Origin of the sequence: Kitasatospora arboriphila, assembly GCF_039528095.1 — a bacterium.
GTDB lineage: Bacteria > Actinomycetota > Actinomycetes > Streptomycetales > Streptomycetaceae > Kitasatospora > Kitasatospora arboriphila.
In genome coordinates, this window is record NZ_BAAALD010000078.1 from 16201 (window position 1) to 28863 (window position 12663).

16 protein-coding genes and 1 tRNA gene are annotated in these 12663 nt (G+C 72.4%); 7 read left to right on the plus strand and 10 right to left on the minus strand.

Translation table 11 applies throughout. The annotated features are described in order from the left end of the window. The first annotated feature begins 68 nt into the window (after positions 1 to 68). Positions 69 to 151: transfer RNA gene (locus ABD353_RS29810), tRNA-Leu, on the plus strand. Positions 152 to 211: 60 nt separating this feature from the next. Here ABD353_RS29810 and rdgB read toward each other — a convergent pair. From rdgB to ABD353_RS29830, 4 genes are all read right to left on the minus strand, one after another. Next, complete coding sequence (gene rdgB, locus ABD353_RS29815) at positions 212 to 820, minus strand: RdgB/HAM1 family non-canonical purine NTP pyrophosphatase (protein WP_030275746.1); 609 nt, start codon at positions 818 to 820, stop codon at positions 212 to 214. A gap of 37 nt (positions 821 to 857) precedes the next feature. Then, complete coding sequence (locus tag ABD353_RS29820; RefSeq protein WP_344626794.1) at positions 858 to 1247, minus strand: hypothetical protein; 390 nt, start codon at positions 1245 to 1247, stop codon at positions 858 to 860. Between the two features lie 148 nt (positions 1248 to 1395). After that, positions 1396 to 2130, minus strand: a complete 735-nt coding sequence (gene rph / locus ABD353_RS29825) for a ribonuclease PH (protein ID WP_344626795.1) — start codon at positions 2128 to 2130, stop codon at positions 1396 to 1398. 84 nt (positions 2131 to 2214) lie between these two features. Continuing rightward, entirely contained in the window at positions 2215 to 2451 is a 237-nt protein-coding gene (locus ABD353_RS29830; protein WP_030275743.1) for a PTS sugar transporter subunit IIB, read from the minus strand. Between the two features lie 357 nt (positions 2452 to 2808). On the opposite strand from ABD353_RS29830, the gene ABD353_RS29835 reads away from it, so the two are divergent. The 5 genes from ABD353_RS29835 (at position 2809) to ABD353_RS29855 (ending at position 7294) form a co-directional block, all read left to right on the plus strand. Beyond that, positions 2809 to 4101 carry a PTS transporter subunit EIIC gene (locus ABD353_RS29835; protein ID WP_344626796.1) on the plus strand — a complete coding sequence of 431 codons (1293 nt, stop codon included), beginning with the start codon at positions 2809 to 2811 and terminating at the stop codon, positions 4099 to 4101. Between the two features lie 234 nt (positions 4102 to 4335). Continuing rightward, complete coding sequence (locus ABD353_RS29840; RefSeq protein WP_344626797.1) at positions 4336 to 5610, plus strand: PTS transporter subunit EIIC; 1275 nt, start codon at positions 4336 to 4338, stop codon at positions 5608 to 5610. Between the two features lie 208 nt (positions 5611 to 5818). Then, complete coding sequence (locus ABD353_RS29845) at positions 5819 to 6313, plus strand: DUF3995 domain-containing protein (protein ID WP_344626798.1); 495 nt, start codon at positions 5819 to 5821, stop codon at positions 6311 to 6313. After that, entirely contained in the window at positions 6306 to 6830 is a 525-nt protein-coding gene (locus ABD353_RS29850; RefSeq protein WP_344626799.1) for an RNA polymerase sigma factor, read from the plus strand. The genes ABD353_RS29845 and ABD353_RS29850 overlap by 8 nt, the downstream gene beginning before the upstream one ends. Further along, positions 6827 to 7294, plus strand: coding sequence for a hypothetical protein (locus ABD353_RS29855; RefSeq protein ID WP_344626800.1), 468 nt, complete (start codon positions 6827 to 6829; stop codon positions 7292 to 7294). The genes ABD353_RS29850 and ABD353_RS29855 overlap by 4 nt, the downstream gene beginning before the upstream one ends. A 158-nt stretch (positions 7295 to 7452) precedes the next feature. On the opposite strand, the gene ABD353_RS29860 is transcribed toward ABD353_RS29855, so the two are convergent. After that, the gene (locus ABD353_RS29860; RefSeq protein WP_344626801.1) at positions 7453 to 8409 is read right to left on the minus strand and encodes a LuxR C-terminal-related transcriptional regulator; all 957 of its coding nucleotides are present in this window, start codon (positions 8407 to 8409) and stop codon (positions 7453 to 7455) included. 139 nt (positions 8410 to 8548) lie between these two features. On the opposite strand from ABD353_RS29860, the gene ABD353_RS29865 reads away from it, so the two are divergent. Then, a complete protein-coding gene (locus ABD353_RS29865; protein ID WP_344626802.1) occupies positions 8549 to 9454 on the plus strand; it encodes a branched-chain amino acid transaminase in 906 nt (301 codons plus the stop codon). A 95-nt stretch (positions 9455 to 9549) separates the two neighbouring features. On the opposite strand, the gene ABD353_RS29870 is transcribed toward ABD353_RS29865, so the two are convergent. From ABD353_RS29870 to ABD353_RS29890, 5 genes are all read right to left on the minus strand, one after another. Continuing rightward, entirely contained in the window at positions 9550 to 10302 is a 753-nt protein-coding gene (locus tag ABD353_RS29870) for an MBL fold metallo-hydrolase (protein ID WP_344626803.1), read from the minus strand. Positions 10303 to 10567: 265 nt separating this feature from the next. Beyond that, positions 10568 to 11536 carry a PLP-dependent cysteine synthase family protein gene (locus ABD353_RS29875; protein WP_344626804.1) on the minus strand — a complete coding sequence of 323 codons (969 nt, stop codon included), beginning with the start codon at positions 11534 to 11536 and terminating at the stop codon, positions 10568 to 10570. Then, the gene (locus tag ABD353_RS29880) at positions 11536 to 11814 is read right to left on the minus strand and encodes a MoaD/ThiS family protein (protein ID WP_344626805.1); all 279 of its coding nucleotides are present in this window, start codon (positions 11812 to 11814) and stop codon (positions 11536 to 11538) included. The genes ABD353_RS29875 and ABD353_RS29880 overlap by 1 nt, the downstream gene beginning before the upstream one ends. Before the next feature lie 97 nt (positions 11815 to 11911). Further along, entirely contained in the window at positions 11912 to 12028 is a 117-nt protein-coding gene (locus ABD353_RS29885; protein WP_344626806.1) for a putative leader peptide, read from the minus strand. A 137-nt stretch (positions 12029 to 12165) separates the two neighbouring features. Further along, a complete protein-coding gene (locus ABD353_RS29890) occupies positions 12166 to 12597 on the minus strand; it encodes a M67 family metallopeptidase (RefSeq protein WP_344626807.1) in 432 nt (143 codons plus the stop codon). Between the last annotated feature and the right edge of the window lie 66 nt (positions 12598 to 12663).

The following is a 12663-nucleotide window of genomic DNA, read 5'->3' on the forward strand; positions in this document are numbered from 1 at the left end:
GGAACGCCCGCGCCACGAGCGCTAAGGCGCTGTCGTCGCTGCCGAGGCAGCCCCTAGACTGTGGCCATGCGGTCGTGGCGTAATGGCAGCCGCGCTGGTTTTAGGTGCCAGTGGAGGAAACTCCGTGAGGGTTCGAATCCCTCCGGCCGCACGTACCTGAGAAACGAAGGCCCGCCGGAATCCCTCCGGCGGGCCTTCGGCGTTCCGTACGTCAGCCGAGCAGCTCGCGGACGACCGGCGCCAGCGCGCGGAAGGCCTGGCCGCGGTGGCTGATGGCGTTCTTCTCGGCGGGGGTGAGTTCGGCGCAGGTCCGACTCTCGCCGAGGGGCTGCAGGATCGGGTCGTAGCCGAAGCCGCCGTCGCCGGCGGGGACGGTGCGGAGGGTGCCGAGGAGGCGGCCCTCGACGACGCGTTCGGTGCCGTCGGGGAGGGCGAGGGCGGCGGCGCAGGCGAAGTGGGCGCCGCGGTGGGGTTCGGCGATGTCGGAGAGCTGGGCGAGCAGCAGGTCGAGGTTGGCGCGGTCGTCGCCGTGCTTGCCGGACCAGCGGGCGGAGAAGATGCCGGGGGCTCCGCCGAGGACGTCGACGCAGAGGCCGGAGTCGTCGGCGACGGCGGGGTGGCCGGTGGCCTCGGCGAGGGCGTGGGCCTTGAGGAGGGCGTTCTCGGCGAAGGTGACGCCGGTTTCGGGGACGTCGGGGATCTCGGGGTAGGCGTCGGCGCCGACGAGTTCGACGTCGAGTCCGGCGTCGCCGAGGATGTCGCGGAGTTCGGCGACCTTGTGGCGGTTGCGGGTGGCGAGGACGAGGCGTCGTGCAGTCATGCGGCCCACCCTAGCGAGGGGCCGGGTGCTGGGGGTGTCAGCCGGTGCAGGCCTTGCTGAGGTTGCTCGCGGCGTCGCCGAGCGGCTTGAGGTCGGGGATCTGCTTGTTGTCGATGGCCTGCTGGGCCTTGTCGACCTGGGTCTGCAGGTCGGTGACGGCCTGGGAGACGTCGGTGTCGCTGGAGTTGCGGCTGATCTGGTCGAGGTCCTTCTTGAGGGTCTGGAGGGCCTGTCCGGCGGCGTCGGGGTCGTTGGCGGCGTTGTTGAAGGCGCTGCCGGCCTGGGCGACGTCGTTGGTGATGCGGACGGCGGTGTTGCCGCAGTCGAGGGCCTTCTGGGCGGCGGAGCAGCTGACGGCGCTGAGTGGGAGGAGGAGGACGAGGCCGGCCGCGGCGAGGGTGGCGGAGCGGGTGAGGCTGTCCGGCATCGGGTGTCCTCCGTGGTGTGGTGGGCGCGTGCTGGGTCCGTGGTGTGGGACGGCGGGTGGTGCGCTGCCGGTTCCGCGGTTCCGTCGGGAACGCTACGGGCTGCGGGCGCGCCGTGTACAGGATGCGCGCCCGCGGCCCGGTGCGGGGTCAGTTTTCGAGGTCGCGGAGGGCTTTGTGCTGAATTTCGTCCAGTTCTGCGCAACCGAGGGTGCCGAGGTCGAGGAGCTGGTCGAGGAGGGCGCGGTCGAAGGGGGCGCCTTCGGCGGTGCCCTGGACCTCGACGAAGCGTCCGTCGGCGGTGCAGACGATGTTCATGTCGGTTTCGGCGCGGACGTCCTCCTCGTAGCGGAGGTCGAGCATGGGGGTGCCGTCGATGATGCCGACGCTGACGGCGCTGACGCCGCCGGTGATGGGGTTGCCCTTGGCGCGGAGCAGCTTCTTGTCGCGGGCCCAGGCGACGGCGTCGACGAGGGCGACGTAGGCGCCGGTGATGGCGGCGGTGCGGGTGCCGCCGTCGGCCTGGAGGACGTCGCAGTCGAGGACGATGGTGTTCTCGGCGAGGGCGCGGTGGTCGACGACGGCGCGCAGGGAGCGGCCGATGAGGCGGCTGATCTCGTGGGTGCGGCCGCCGATCTTGCCGCGGACGGATTCGCGGTCGCCGCGGGTGTTGGTGGCGCGGGGGAGCATGGAGTATTCGGCGGTGACCCAGCCTTCGCCGCTGCCCTTGCGCCAGCGGGGGACGCCTTCGGTGACGCTGGCGGTGCAGAGGACTTTGGTGTCGCCGAAGGAGACGAGGACGGAGCCTTCTGCGTGCTTGCTCCAGCCTCGTTCGATGGTGACGGGGCGGAGCTGGTCGGGGGTGCGGCCGTCGATGCGTGACATAGGCACCGAGCGTAGCCGTTGCGGGGTGCGGTGCGGCCCGCCGTCCCGGTGGGGGCGGCGGCCCGTGGCCGGGGTGGTGGCCGGTCAGTCCATCATGTCTTCGATCTCGCCGGCGATGGGGTCGGCGTCGGTGCCGATGACGACCTGGATGGCGGTGCCCATCTTGACGACGCCGTGGGCGCCGGCGGCCTTGAGGGCGGCTTCGTCGACGAGGTCGGGGTTGACGACTTCGGTGCGCAGGCGGGTGATGCAGCCTTCGACCTCTTCGATGTTGTCGATTCCGCCGAGGCCGGCGACGATCTTCTCTGCCTTGCTGGCCATGTGTGTCTCCCTGGGTGTCGGCGGTTCGGCGGGTGGTGTCGGGTGCCGTGCCGCTCGGTGCGGTGGTGCGGTGGTGCGTGGTGCGTGGGTGTGCCGGTGTGGTGACGCGGGTTCAGCTTCCGTGTCGGCCGGCGGCGCGACAAGCATTTCCCGTTTGGGGGCGGTTTGCCACGTCAGTCCACTTTTGGCCCATTTTGGCGCGCACGGGTGTGCGGCCGGGCCCGAGGATGGCGATCATCGGGCTGCCGTCCGGCGCCCGTCCACCTCCCCAAGTGGTCTACACCAATAGTAGGCGCAGTGCCGGGGTGGCGGAACGGACCCCCGGGCCGAGCCGTGGACCGCACGCGGAGGACTCCCATGAGTACAGCAGGCACCGCGCCCGCACCGACACCGTGGTGGCAGTCCTTCTACGGCGGGCTGCAGAAGATGGGGCGCAGCCTGCAGCTCCCGGTGGCGGTGCTGCCGGCCGCCGGCATCCTGAACCGGTTGGGCCAGGACGACGTGTTCGGCAAGGACGGTCTCGGCTGGGACAACGTGGCGAAGGTGTTCGCGGCGGCGGGCGGCGCGCTGCTGGACTCCAATCTGGGCCTGCCGCTGCTGTTCTGCATCGGTGTGGCGATCGGCATGGCGAAGAAGGCGGACGGGTCGACGGCCCTGGCGGCGGTGACGGGCTTCCTCGTCTACCACAACGTGCTGCTGGCCTTCCCGGACCGGGACCAGTGCACGGGCACGATCGTGGGCAACCAGTGCATCGACTACTCGGCGCACACGTCGAGTGCGGCGGTGTTCCAGAATCCGGGGGTGCTGGGGGGCATCCTGATCGGCCTGATGTCGGCGTGGCTGTGGATGCGGTACCACCGGACGAAGCTGGTGGACTGGCTGGGCTTCTTCAACGGCCGCCGGCTGGTGCCGATGATCACGGCGGTGGCGGGGCTGGCGCTGGCCTGCCTGGGGCTGTGGGTGTGGCCGCCGATCGGGCGGGCGATGACCGACTTCTCGCAGTGGCTGGCCGACCTGGGCGCTGGCGGTGCGGGGATCTTCGGCGTGGCGAACCGGGCGCTGCTGCTGATCGGCATGCACCAGTTGATCAACACCTTCGTCTGGTTCCAGTTCGGCGAGTTCCACAAGCCCGGCACGGACGAGGTGGTGCACGGCGACATCCCGCGGTTCCTGGCGGGCGACCCGACGGCGGGGCAGTTCACCTCGGGCTTCTTCCCGATCATGATGTTCGCGCTGCCGGCGGCGGCGATGGCGATCGCGCACTCGGCGAAGCCGCACCGGCGCAAGGAGATCTACGGTCTGATGACCTCGGTCGCGCTGACCAGCTTCGTGACGGGCGTGACGGAGCCGATCGAGTACTCCTTCGCCTACATCGCGCCGGGCCTGTTCGTGCTGCACGCGCTGTTGACGGGCGCCTCGATGGCGGTGACCTGGGCGCTGGGGGTGCACGACGGCTTCAGTTTCTCGGCCGGCCTGATCGACTACGTGATCAACTGGGGGCTGGCGACGAAACCGTGGCTGATCATGCCGATCGGCCTGGCCTTCGCGGTCGTCTATTACGCGCTGTTCCGGTTCGTCATCGTCCGGTTCAACCTGAAGACGCCGGGGCGGGAGGACGACGACCAGGTCGAGGACGTGACCAAGGCCTGAGGACCATTTGTTGCGCAACTCGCCAAAATGGCGGATGACCGAGCACAGTCAAGATCGTCGATCCGCAACAAGGTTTCGATTTCATAGCGCTTCCCACCTGCGGCGCTTTCCGGGGTTCCCCCCTCCGTCGGGCGCGTGTTAAAAACTGGTCTACACCACTCGTGGTGTAGACCAGTTCGCGAGTCGGCCCCCGATGCACCCCCACCGACCCGCCCTGCCGTTAGGAACCACCCCATGAGTACGACTGCGCAGGCACCGGCGCCCGCCACGGCACCGGCACCCTCCCCGATCAAGAAGATCGGCCAGAGCACGATCCAGGGCCTGCAGAAGATCGGCCGCAGCCTCCAGCTGCCGATCGCCGTGCTGCCGGCCGCGGGCCTGCTGCTCCGTCTCGGCCAGGACGACGTGTTCGGCAAGGACGGTCTCGGCTGGGACAAGGTCGCCGCGGTGTTCAGCACGGCGGGCGACGCCGTGTTCAGCAACCTCCCGCTGCTCTTCGCGGTGGGCATCGCCATCGGCTTCGCCAAGAAGGCCGACGGCTCGACCGCCCTCGCCGCCCTGGTCGGCTTCCTGGTGTACAAGAACGTGCTCACCGCGTTCCCGATCACCGACGGCCACATCGCCGACGGCAAGTGGGTCGCACCCACCTACCAGAACCCGGGCGTGCTCGGCGGCATCGTGATCGGCCTGCTCAGCGCCGTGCTCTGGCAGAAGTTCCACCGCACCAAGCTGGTGGACTGGCTGGGCTTCTTCAACGGCCGCCGCCTGGTGCCGATCATCATGGCCTTCGTCGGCACCGCCGTCGGCGTGGTCTTCGCGCTGGTCTGGGGCCCGGTCGGCGACGCGATCGGCAGCCTCAACGACTCCCTGATCGGTGCGGGCGCCTTCGGTGCGGGCGCCTTCGGCCTGATCAACCGCGGTCTGCTGCCGGTCGGCATGCACCAGTTCGTGAACTCCTACGCCTGGTTCCAGACCGGTGACTACACCAAGGCCGACGGCACCGTGGTGCACGGCGACCTGACCCGCTACTTCGCCGGCGACCCGACCGCCGGCCAGTTCATGTCGGGCTTCTTCCCGATCATGATGTTCGCGCTGCCCGCCGCCGCCCTGGCCATCGCGCACGCCGCCCGCCCGGAGCGCCGCGCCGCGGTGATGGGCATGATGATGTCGCTGGCACTGACCTCCTTCGTCACCGGTGTCACCGAGCCGATCGAGTTCGCCTTCCTCTTCATCGCCCCGGTCCTGTTCGCCATCCACGCCGTGCTGACCGCCGTCTCCATGGCCGTCACCTGGGCGCTCGGGGTGCACGCCGGCTTCACCTTCTCGGCCGGCCTGATCGACTACGGCCTCGGCTTCAGCAAGGCCACCCACCCGCTGCTGATCATCCCGATCGGCCTGGTCTTCGCCGGCCTGTACTACGTGCTCTTCCGCTTCGCGATCACCAAGTTCAACCTCAAGACCCCCGGTCGCGAGGACGACACCGAGGTCGAGGACGTCACCAAGGCCTGACGCCCCTCCCCCACCCCCGCACGGACCCCGCCCGGCTGCTCAGGGCGGGGTCCGTCGCCACGTCCGGGCCGGCGCACGCCACGCCCCGGCCGGTGTGAGGCAGGACACACGGAACGTCCGCCCCCGGCCGCTCCTCCCTCTGCGGTGACGGACCGTCGACCGGACGGCGCCGACCGGCCGACCCGGCCGACCGAAGCGAGGGGGACCCGTGGACCGCACCGTGGACCGCACCGAGCAGCGCATCGTGCAGCGCACCGGAACGGCGGTGGCCGCACTGCTGGCCGCCGACGCCGCACTCCACCTGTACTGGGCCACCGGCCTCACCTGGCCCGCCGCCGACAGCCGGGCCCTCTCGCAGGCCGTCCTCAACGCCGACGTCCCGTTCACGCCGCCCGTGGTGCTGCCGCTCGCCGCGCTGCTGCTCGCCGCGGCGGCCGCGGTGCTCGCCCGGGCGCACGGCCTCGGCGGGCCCCGCACCGCCCGGCTCTGCCGACTCGCCACCGCCGCCGTGGCAACCGGACTGCTGCTCCGCGGGGCGGCCGGCATCGTGTGGGCCTGCGGCCCCGGCACCGACCCCGGCAGCGCCTTCCGCCTGCTCGACCAGGTGCTCTACACCCCGCTCTGCCTCGGCTTCGGCGCGGCGGCGGCCCGGGCCGCCGGGCTCCGCCCGCGCCGAGCGGTGCGAGACTTCCGCCGTGGCTGATCCCGACGAGCACTCCCGCGGCGTGGCGCTGGCCCGCGCCGCCCGGCGCGGGGACACCCTCGCGATGAGCGACCTGCTCGACCACCTCACGCCCTACGTCGGGCGGATCTGCGGACGGATCTGCGGGCCCGCCGCCGCGGCCGGCCGCCAGGACGCGGTGCAGGAGACGCTCACCGCGGTCTTCCGGGGCCTGCGCTCGCTGAGGGACGCGAACGCGCTGTACGGCTGGGTCCGGGTGCTGGCCGTCCGCGAGGCGGTACGGGTGGTCCGCCGGGACGGCCGGGACCTGCCCGCCGAACTCGCCGCACTGCCCTCGCCCGGGGACGCCCAGCTCGCCGCGGACATCCGGGACGTGCTGGGCCGGCTCACCCCCGAGCACCGGGCCGTCCTGCTGCTGCGCGACGTCGAGGGCCTGGACGAGCGGTCCGCCGCCGGGCTGCTCGGCATCCCCGAGGGCACCGTGAAGTCCCGGCTGCACCGCGCCCGGACCGTATTCCGAAGGATGTGGACGGCATGAGGACGGACGACCCGACGGCCCCGCTCGACCCGGTGCGCCGGCTGCACGTGATGGCCGCGGGGATCCGCGGCGCCCGCGTCACCGAGGGCGTGGTCGACGCGCCGTTCGACCGGGTGTGGGCGGTCATGGCCGATCTGGAGGGTGAGTTCGGGCGCTTCCAGCCCGACATGCGCAGCCTGCGCGTGACCCGCCGGGACGGCGACCGGGTGGAGGCCCTGGCGCGCAGCCGGTACGGGATGCGGGCCCGGTTCGACGGGGTGCTCCGGCCGGGCTGGTGCTGGCTGCAGAGCCGGTTCGTGGTCATCGGGATGGCGGCCGTCACCGACGGCAGCGGCACCACCCGGGTCGCACTGACCGGCGGCGTCCGGGTGCCCGGCCGGGCTGCGCTCGTCCCGCTGGGCACCCGCCGCGAGCCTCGGCTGGCCCTGGCCCGCCTGCGGCAGCGGGTGGACGGGAGGGCCTGACAGGGCACGTGTTCCGGTGGTCGCTCTCAGGGGCGCGTGGGGGCACCTCCCGGCCGAAGGCCGGGGGAGAACCGCGCAGTCCGGGAGTGGCGGTCCTGACGGATCCGGTCCATCCTGGTCCGCACGGTTGCCTCGTCCCCGCGCGCTCCTGGCACGCTTCAGATCCAGCCGAGGCGGGCGGCGTGGACACCGGCCTGGAAGCGGCTCTGGGCCCCGAGGTCGGTGGTGAGGTCGGAGACCAGGCGGCGCACCGTGCGCTCGGAGATCTCCAGCTTGCGGGCGATCGCCTGGTCGGTGAGACCGGCGGCGAGCAGCCGGAGCACCTCGCGGTGGCGGTCGTCGGGCACCGGGCGGCCGAGCAGGTCCGGCGGCACCCAGGCGGCCGTCCAGAAGTACTCGAAGAGCTCGCGGACCACCGCGAGCACCGCCTCGTCCCGGACGACCAGCGCGGTGTCCGGGGCGCCGCCGGGCGCGGGCAGCACCGCCATGGTGCTGTCCACGGCGATCAGCCACAGCGGCAGCGTGTGCGCGACCCGGATGCCGGCGCCCGCGGCGGTCAGCCGCTGCACGTGGTCGAGCACGTCCGGGTGGTGCAGGGCCGCCGCCGGGTAGACGGTGCGCAGCCGGACGCCGTGGGCGAGGGCGATGCGTTCGCGGGCGAGTTTGCCGTCGAGGGCGGGACGGGAGTGGTCCTGCCCGGGGCGGAGCGAGAGGACTTCGGTGCGGGCGCTGTGCGCGGCGTCCTCCAGGAGGGCGGCGATGCGGTCGGCGCCGTGGACGAGGTGGCGGGTGCCGCTGTCGTCGGTGTCGCTCTGGGCGGGCAGGTAGCGGGTGTGGAGCTGTTCGACGGTGTCGCGGGTGCGCCGGACGGCGGTGAAGAGGTCGGCGAGGTGTCCGTCGGCGTCGGCGAGGAGGTGGCGGACGGCGGTGGCGACGGAGACGGCGGTGAGGCCGCTGCCGGTGGCGGTGGTGGGCCGGAGCAGTCCGAGCTGCCGGAGTTCGCCGAGTGCGGTGTCGAACTCGGTTTCGTTCCAGCCGAGTTCGCTGCGCAGTTCGGGCAGCGGGCGGCTCGGGTCGGTGCGCAGGCGGCGGTAGAGGGCGGTGCTGTGCTCCACGGCGGGGACGATAGCCATCCGGTCGGTGGGCGAACGGTGAATTCCACCATCCGGGACGGCGGCTCCGGTCCCGGCCATGGCCGGTTCTGCCGCCTGCGGGGCGGGTCGTGCGGGGCGGTACCGGGGTCAGGATGGCGGCATGACGACGGACGGGGCTTCGAGGATCTGGTTCGACGGCGCGCTGGTGCCGTGGCAGGAGGCGCAGGTGCACGTGCTGACGCACGGCCTGCACTACGGGACGGGGGTGCTGGAGGGCACCCGGGTGTTCGGGACGGCCGGCGGGCCGGCGGTGTTCCGTCTGGAGGAGCACCTGCGGCGGCTGCTGCGCAGTGCGCACATGCTGCGGATGCCGTTGCCGTACGGGGTGGAGGAGTTGGCGGCGGGCACGGTGGAGCTGCTGCGGGCGAACGGTCAGGGTGCCTGCTACGTCCGGCACTTCGCGTTCCTGGGGGACGGCTCGATGGGGCTGGACATGCGGGGGGTGCGGACCAGGACGGTGATCGCGTCCTGGGAGTGGCCGGAGCAACGGCCGTCGGGCGGGCTGCGGTTGAAGACGAGCAGTTGGCGGCGGACGGATCCGAACAGCGTGCCGCCGGCGGCGAAGGCGACCGGGCCGTACCTGAATTCGGTGCTGGCGCGGCGGGAGGCGACGGACGCCGGCTACGACGAGGCGCTGCTGCTGGCGGCGGACGGTTCGGTCAGCGAGTGCAGTGCGGAGAACGTGTTCGTGGTGCGGGACGGGGTGCTGCGGACGCCGCCGGTGGCGGCGGGTGCGCTGGAGGGGATCACGCAGGACACGGTGCTGGTGCTGGCCCGGGACCTGGGGATCGAGGTGCGGGTGGAGCGGCTGCTGCGCTCGGACCTGTACGCCGCGGACGAGGTGTTCGTCTGCGGGACGGCGGCGGGGATCGTGCCGGTGGCCTCGCTGGACGACCGCGGGCTGCCGGCGGCGCCGGGCGGGGTGACGAAGCGCCTTGCGGAGCTGTACCGGGCGGCGGTGTCGGGCGAGGAGCCGCGCTACGCGCACTGGCTGACCCGGGTCTAGACCCCCGGGGCGCGTGGGGGCACCTCCCGGCCGAAGGCCGAGGGGAGAGCTGCGCGGTTCCCCGCGCCCCCATGGCCTGCTCCCCCGGTCCGCCTTCAGTGCAGGTCGTAGACGGCGCCGGGGCGGGCGACCTCGACGGGGCCGTCGAAGGCTGCGGCGGCGTCGCGGCGGTTCTGCTCGGCGTCCGTCCACGGCGGGACGTGGGTGAGCACGAGGCGGCCGACGTCGGCGGCCGCGGCGTGTTCGCCGGCCTCGCGTCCGTTGAGGTGGATCGCCTCGTAGGTCTCCTTGCCGTCGGTGTAGGCGGCCTCGCAGAGGAAGAGGTCGACGCCGCGGGCGAGGTCGACGAGCTCGGCGCACTCGCCGGTGTCGCCGGAGTAGGCGAGGGAGGCGCCGCCGTGCTCGACGCGGAAGCCGTAGGCCTCGGTGTCGAGGTGGTTGACCCGGGCGCTGGTGATGCGCAGCGGGCCGAGGTCGAAGCTGCGGTTGCCGAGCGGGCGGAAGTCGAAGACCTCCTTCATGCCGGGTTCCTCCGGCATGTCGTAGGCGCGGGCGAGGCGCTCGGCGGTGCCGTGCGGTCCGTGGACGGGGAGGAGTGCGGGGCAGCCCTCGAGCCGGTAGTTGCGGGCGACCCAGTAGGCGCAGAGGTCGATGCAGTGGTCGGCGTGCAGGTGGCTGAGCAGGACGGCGTCGACGTCGTAGAGGCCGGTGTACTTCTGGAGCGCGCCGAGGGCGCCGTTGCCGAGGTCGATGACCAGGCGGTAGCCGTCGGCCTCGACGAGGTAGCTGGAGCAGGGCGACTCGGCGGACGGGAAGCTTCCCGAGCACCCCACCACGGTCAGTTTCATGCCGAGCCCCTCCGCCCCGATGGGGTCATGGTCCACACGCCGGCGGGGCGCTACCTCTCGGTAGCGGTGCCCCTTCGCGTTGTCGAGGGTAAGGGGCGGGCGGCACTTTGCCCCCGTCTCCGTGCCGCGCTGTGGCTGGAATCACCAGAACGGGCCGGGCCCGGTGGCGGGCCGAACGGGGCGGGTGCGAGCGGCGTACGGCGCGGGCGGCGGCGGGTACGCCGGGGGCGCGGCATCCGTGCGGATGCCGCGCCCCTTGTGCGCCTCAGGCCCAGAGCTGGCCCTGCAGCGCGTCGACCGCGGCCTCGGTCGACTCGGCGGTGTAGATGCCGGTGGAGAGGTACTTCCAGCCGCCGTCGGCGACGACGAAGACGACGTCGGCGCGCTCGCCGGCCTTCGCGGCCTTGCGGGCGACGCCGATCGCGGCGTGCAGGATGGCGCCGGTGGAGACGCCGGCGAAGATGCCCTCCTGCTGGAGCAGCTCGCGGGTGCGCTGCACGGCGTCGGCGGAGCCGACGCTGAAGCGGGTGGTGAGGACCTCGGCGTCGTAGAGCTCGGGGACGAAGCCCTCGTCGAGGTTGCGCAGGCCGTAGACGAGGTCGTCGTAGCGGGGCTCGGCGGCGACGATCTGCACGCCGGGGACCTTCTCGCGCAGGTAGCGGCCGACGCCCATCAGGGTGCCGGTGGTGCCGAGGCCGGCCACGAAGTGGGTGACGGTGGGCAGGTCGGCGAGGATCTCGGGGCCGGTGCCGGTGTAGTGCGCTCCGGCGTTGTCGGGGTTGCCGTACTGGTAGAGCATGACCCAGTCGGGGTGCTCGGCGGCGATCTCCTTGGCGATGCGCACGGCGGTGTTGGAGCCGCCGGCGGCCGGCGAGGAGATGATCTCGGCGCCCCACATGCGGAGCAGCTCGCGCCGCTCCTCGCTGGTGTTCTCCGGCATGACGCACACCATGCGGTAGCCCTTGAGCTTGGCGGCCATGGCCAGCGAGATGCCGGTGTTGCCGCTGGTGGGCTCCAGGACGGTGCAGCCGGGGGTGAGCCTGCCGTCGGCCTCGGCCCGCTCGATCATGTGCAGGGCCGGGCGGTCCTTGATCGAGCCGGTGGGGTTGCGGTCCTCCAGCTTGGCCCAGAGGCTCACCAGGCCGTCGGCGTTCCCGGGTACGGCTGCCGACAGGCGCGGCAGCCGTACCAGCGGGGTGTTGCCGACGGCCTCGAGGGGGCTGTCGTAGCGCATTACTTCATGCCGCCGGCGACGGCGGGGAGGATGGTGACGCTGTCGCCGTCGGCGAGGGCGGTGCTGATGCCCTCGAGGAAGCGGACGTCCTCGTCGTTCAGGTAGACGTTGACGAAGCGGCGCAGCTCGCCGGCGTCGAGGAGGCGCTCGGCGATGCCGGGGTGGCGGCTGTCGAGGTCCTGGAACAGTTCGCCGAGGTTGGTGCCGGTGCCTTCGACGGCCTTGGCGCCGTCGGTGTACGGGCGGAGGATGGTCGGGATGCGGACCTCGATGGCCATGGCTGCGCTCCTGTGGAGGTGGGTCGGGTGGGCCGCCGCACGCGGCGCGGCAGGGGTGACGGCCCCGGAGCGGCCGGGGCGGGCTGGCGGTGCCGAGTCAGTGGGCGTCGGCGGTGCCGGGACAGATCGCGCTGGCGAGCCGGCACAGGTCGACGTGCAGGCGCGCCACGAGGCGGATGCCTGGGGCCTGATTGGTCACATCGACGGAACGCATGGGCTCATCGTATAGATTCCCGCCCCCGCAGCGGCATCCACGTCTCGCGATCCGGATGGTTTCGTTTCCCATGCCGAGACGGCGGCCCGCCGCGGCCGGTCGTGACCGGTCGGCGGGCCGTGTGCGGCGGCGGCCGGTCAGGCGGAGTACTCCTCGACGACCTGCACGTCTTCCTCCGTGATCACGCCGTCCACGATGCGGAACGAGCGGAACTCGTACGGGTCCTCCTCGCCGTTGCCCTCGGCGGTGGAGACGAGCACGTAGTGCGCCTCCGGCTCGGAGGCGTAGCTGACGTCGGTGCGCGAGGGGTAGGCCTCGGTGGCGGTGTGCGAGTGGTAGACGACCACCGGGACCTCGTCGCGGTCGTCCATCTCCCGGTAGAGCTTGAACAGGTCACCGGAGTCGAACTCGTAGAAGGTGGGCGAGCGGGCCGCGTTGAGCATCGGGACGAACCGCTCGGGCCGGCCGCTGCCCTCGGGGCCGGCGACCACGCCGCAGGCCTCGTCCGGGTGGTCGGCGCGGGCGTGGGCCACGATGCGGTCGCGCAGTTCTCGGGTGATGGTCAGCATGCGGCCAGGATAGCGACGGCCGGCCCCGGGTCAGGGTCCGGGACCGGCCGTCGTCTCGACTGGTCG

Bases quoted from the DNA above. Each gene is read 5' to 3' on its own strand.
- ABD353_RS29835 (WP_344626796.1), top strand. From the start codon at position 2,809: ATGAGTACAGCAGGCACCGCGCCCGCACCGACACCGTGGTGGCAGTCC.
- ABD353_RS29880 (WP_344626805.1), bottom strand. From the start codon at position 11,814: ATGGCCATCGAGGTCCGCATCCCGACCATCCTCCGCCCGTACACCGAC.
- ABD353_RS29830 (WP_030275743.1), bottom strand. From the start codon at position 2,451: ATGGCCAGCAAGGCAGAGAAGATCGTCGCCGGCCTCGGCGGAATCGAC.
- ABD353_RS29890 (WP_344626807.1), bottom strand. From the start codon at position 12,597: ATGCTGACCATCACCCGAGAACTGCGCGACCGCATCGTGGCCCACGCC.
- ABD353_RS29885 (WP_344626806.1), bottom strand. From the start codon at position 12,028: ATGCGTTCCGTCGATGTGACCAATCAGGCCCCAGGCATCCGCCTCGTG.
- ABD353_RS29865 (WP_344626802.1), top strand. From the start codon at position 8,549: ATGACGACGGACGGGGCTTCGAGGATCTGGTTCGACGGCGCGCTGGTG.
- ABD353_RS29855 (WP_344626800.1), top strand. From the start codon at position 6,827: ATGAGGACGGACGACCCGACGGCCCCGCTCGACCCGGTGCGCCGGCTG.
- ABD353_RS29820 (WP_344626794.1), bottom strand. From the start codon at position 1,247: ATGCCGGACAGCCTCACCCGCTCCGCCACCCTCGCCGCGGCCGGCCTC.
- rdgB (WP_030275746.1), bottom strand. From the start codon at position 820: ATGACTGCACGACGCCTCGTCCTCGCCACCCGCAACCGCCACAAGGTC.
- rph (WP_344626795.1), bottom strand. From the start codon at position 2,130: ATGTCACGCATCGACGGCCGCACCCCCGACCAGCTCCGCCCCGTCACC.
- ABD353_RS29870 (WP_344626803.1), bottom strand. From the start codon at position 10,302: ATGAAACTGACCGTGGTGGGGTGCTCGGGAAGCTTCCCGTCCGCCGAG.
- ABD353_RS29840 (WP_344626797.1), top strand. From the start codon at position 4,336: ATGAGTACGACTGCGCAGGCACCGGCGCCCGCCACGGCACCGGCACCC.
- ABD353_RS29875 (WP_344626804.1), bottom strand. From the start codon at position 11,536: ATGCGCTACGACAGCCCCCTCGAGGCCGTCGGCAACACCCCGCTGGTA.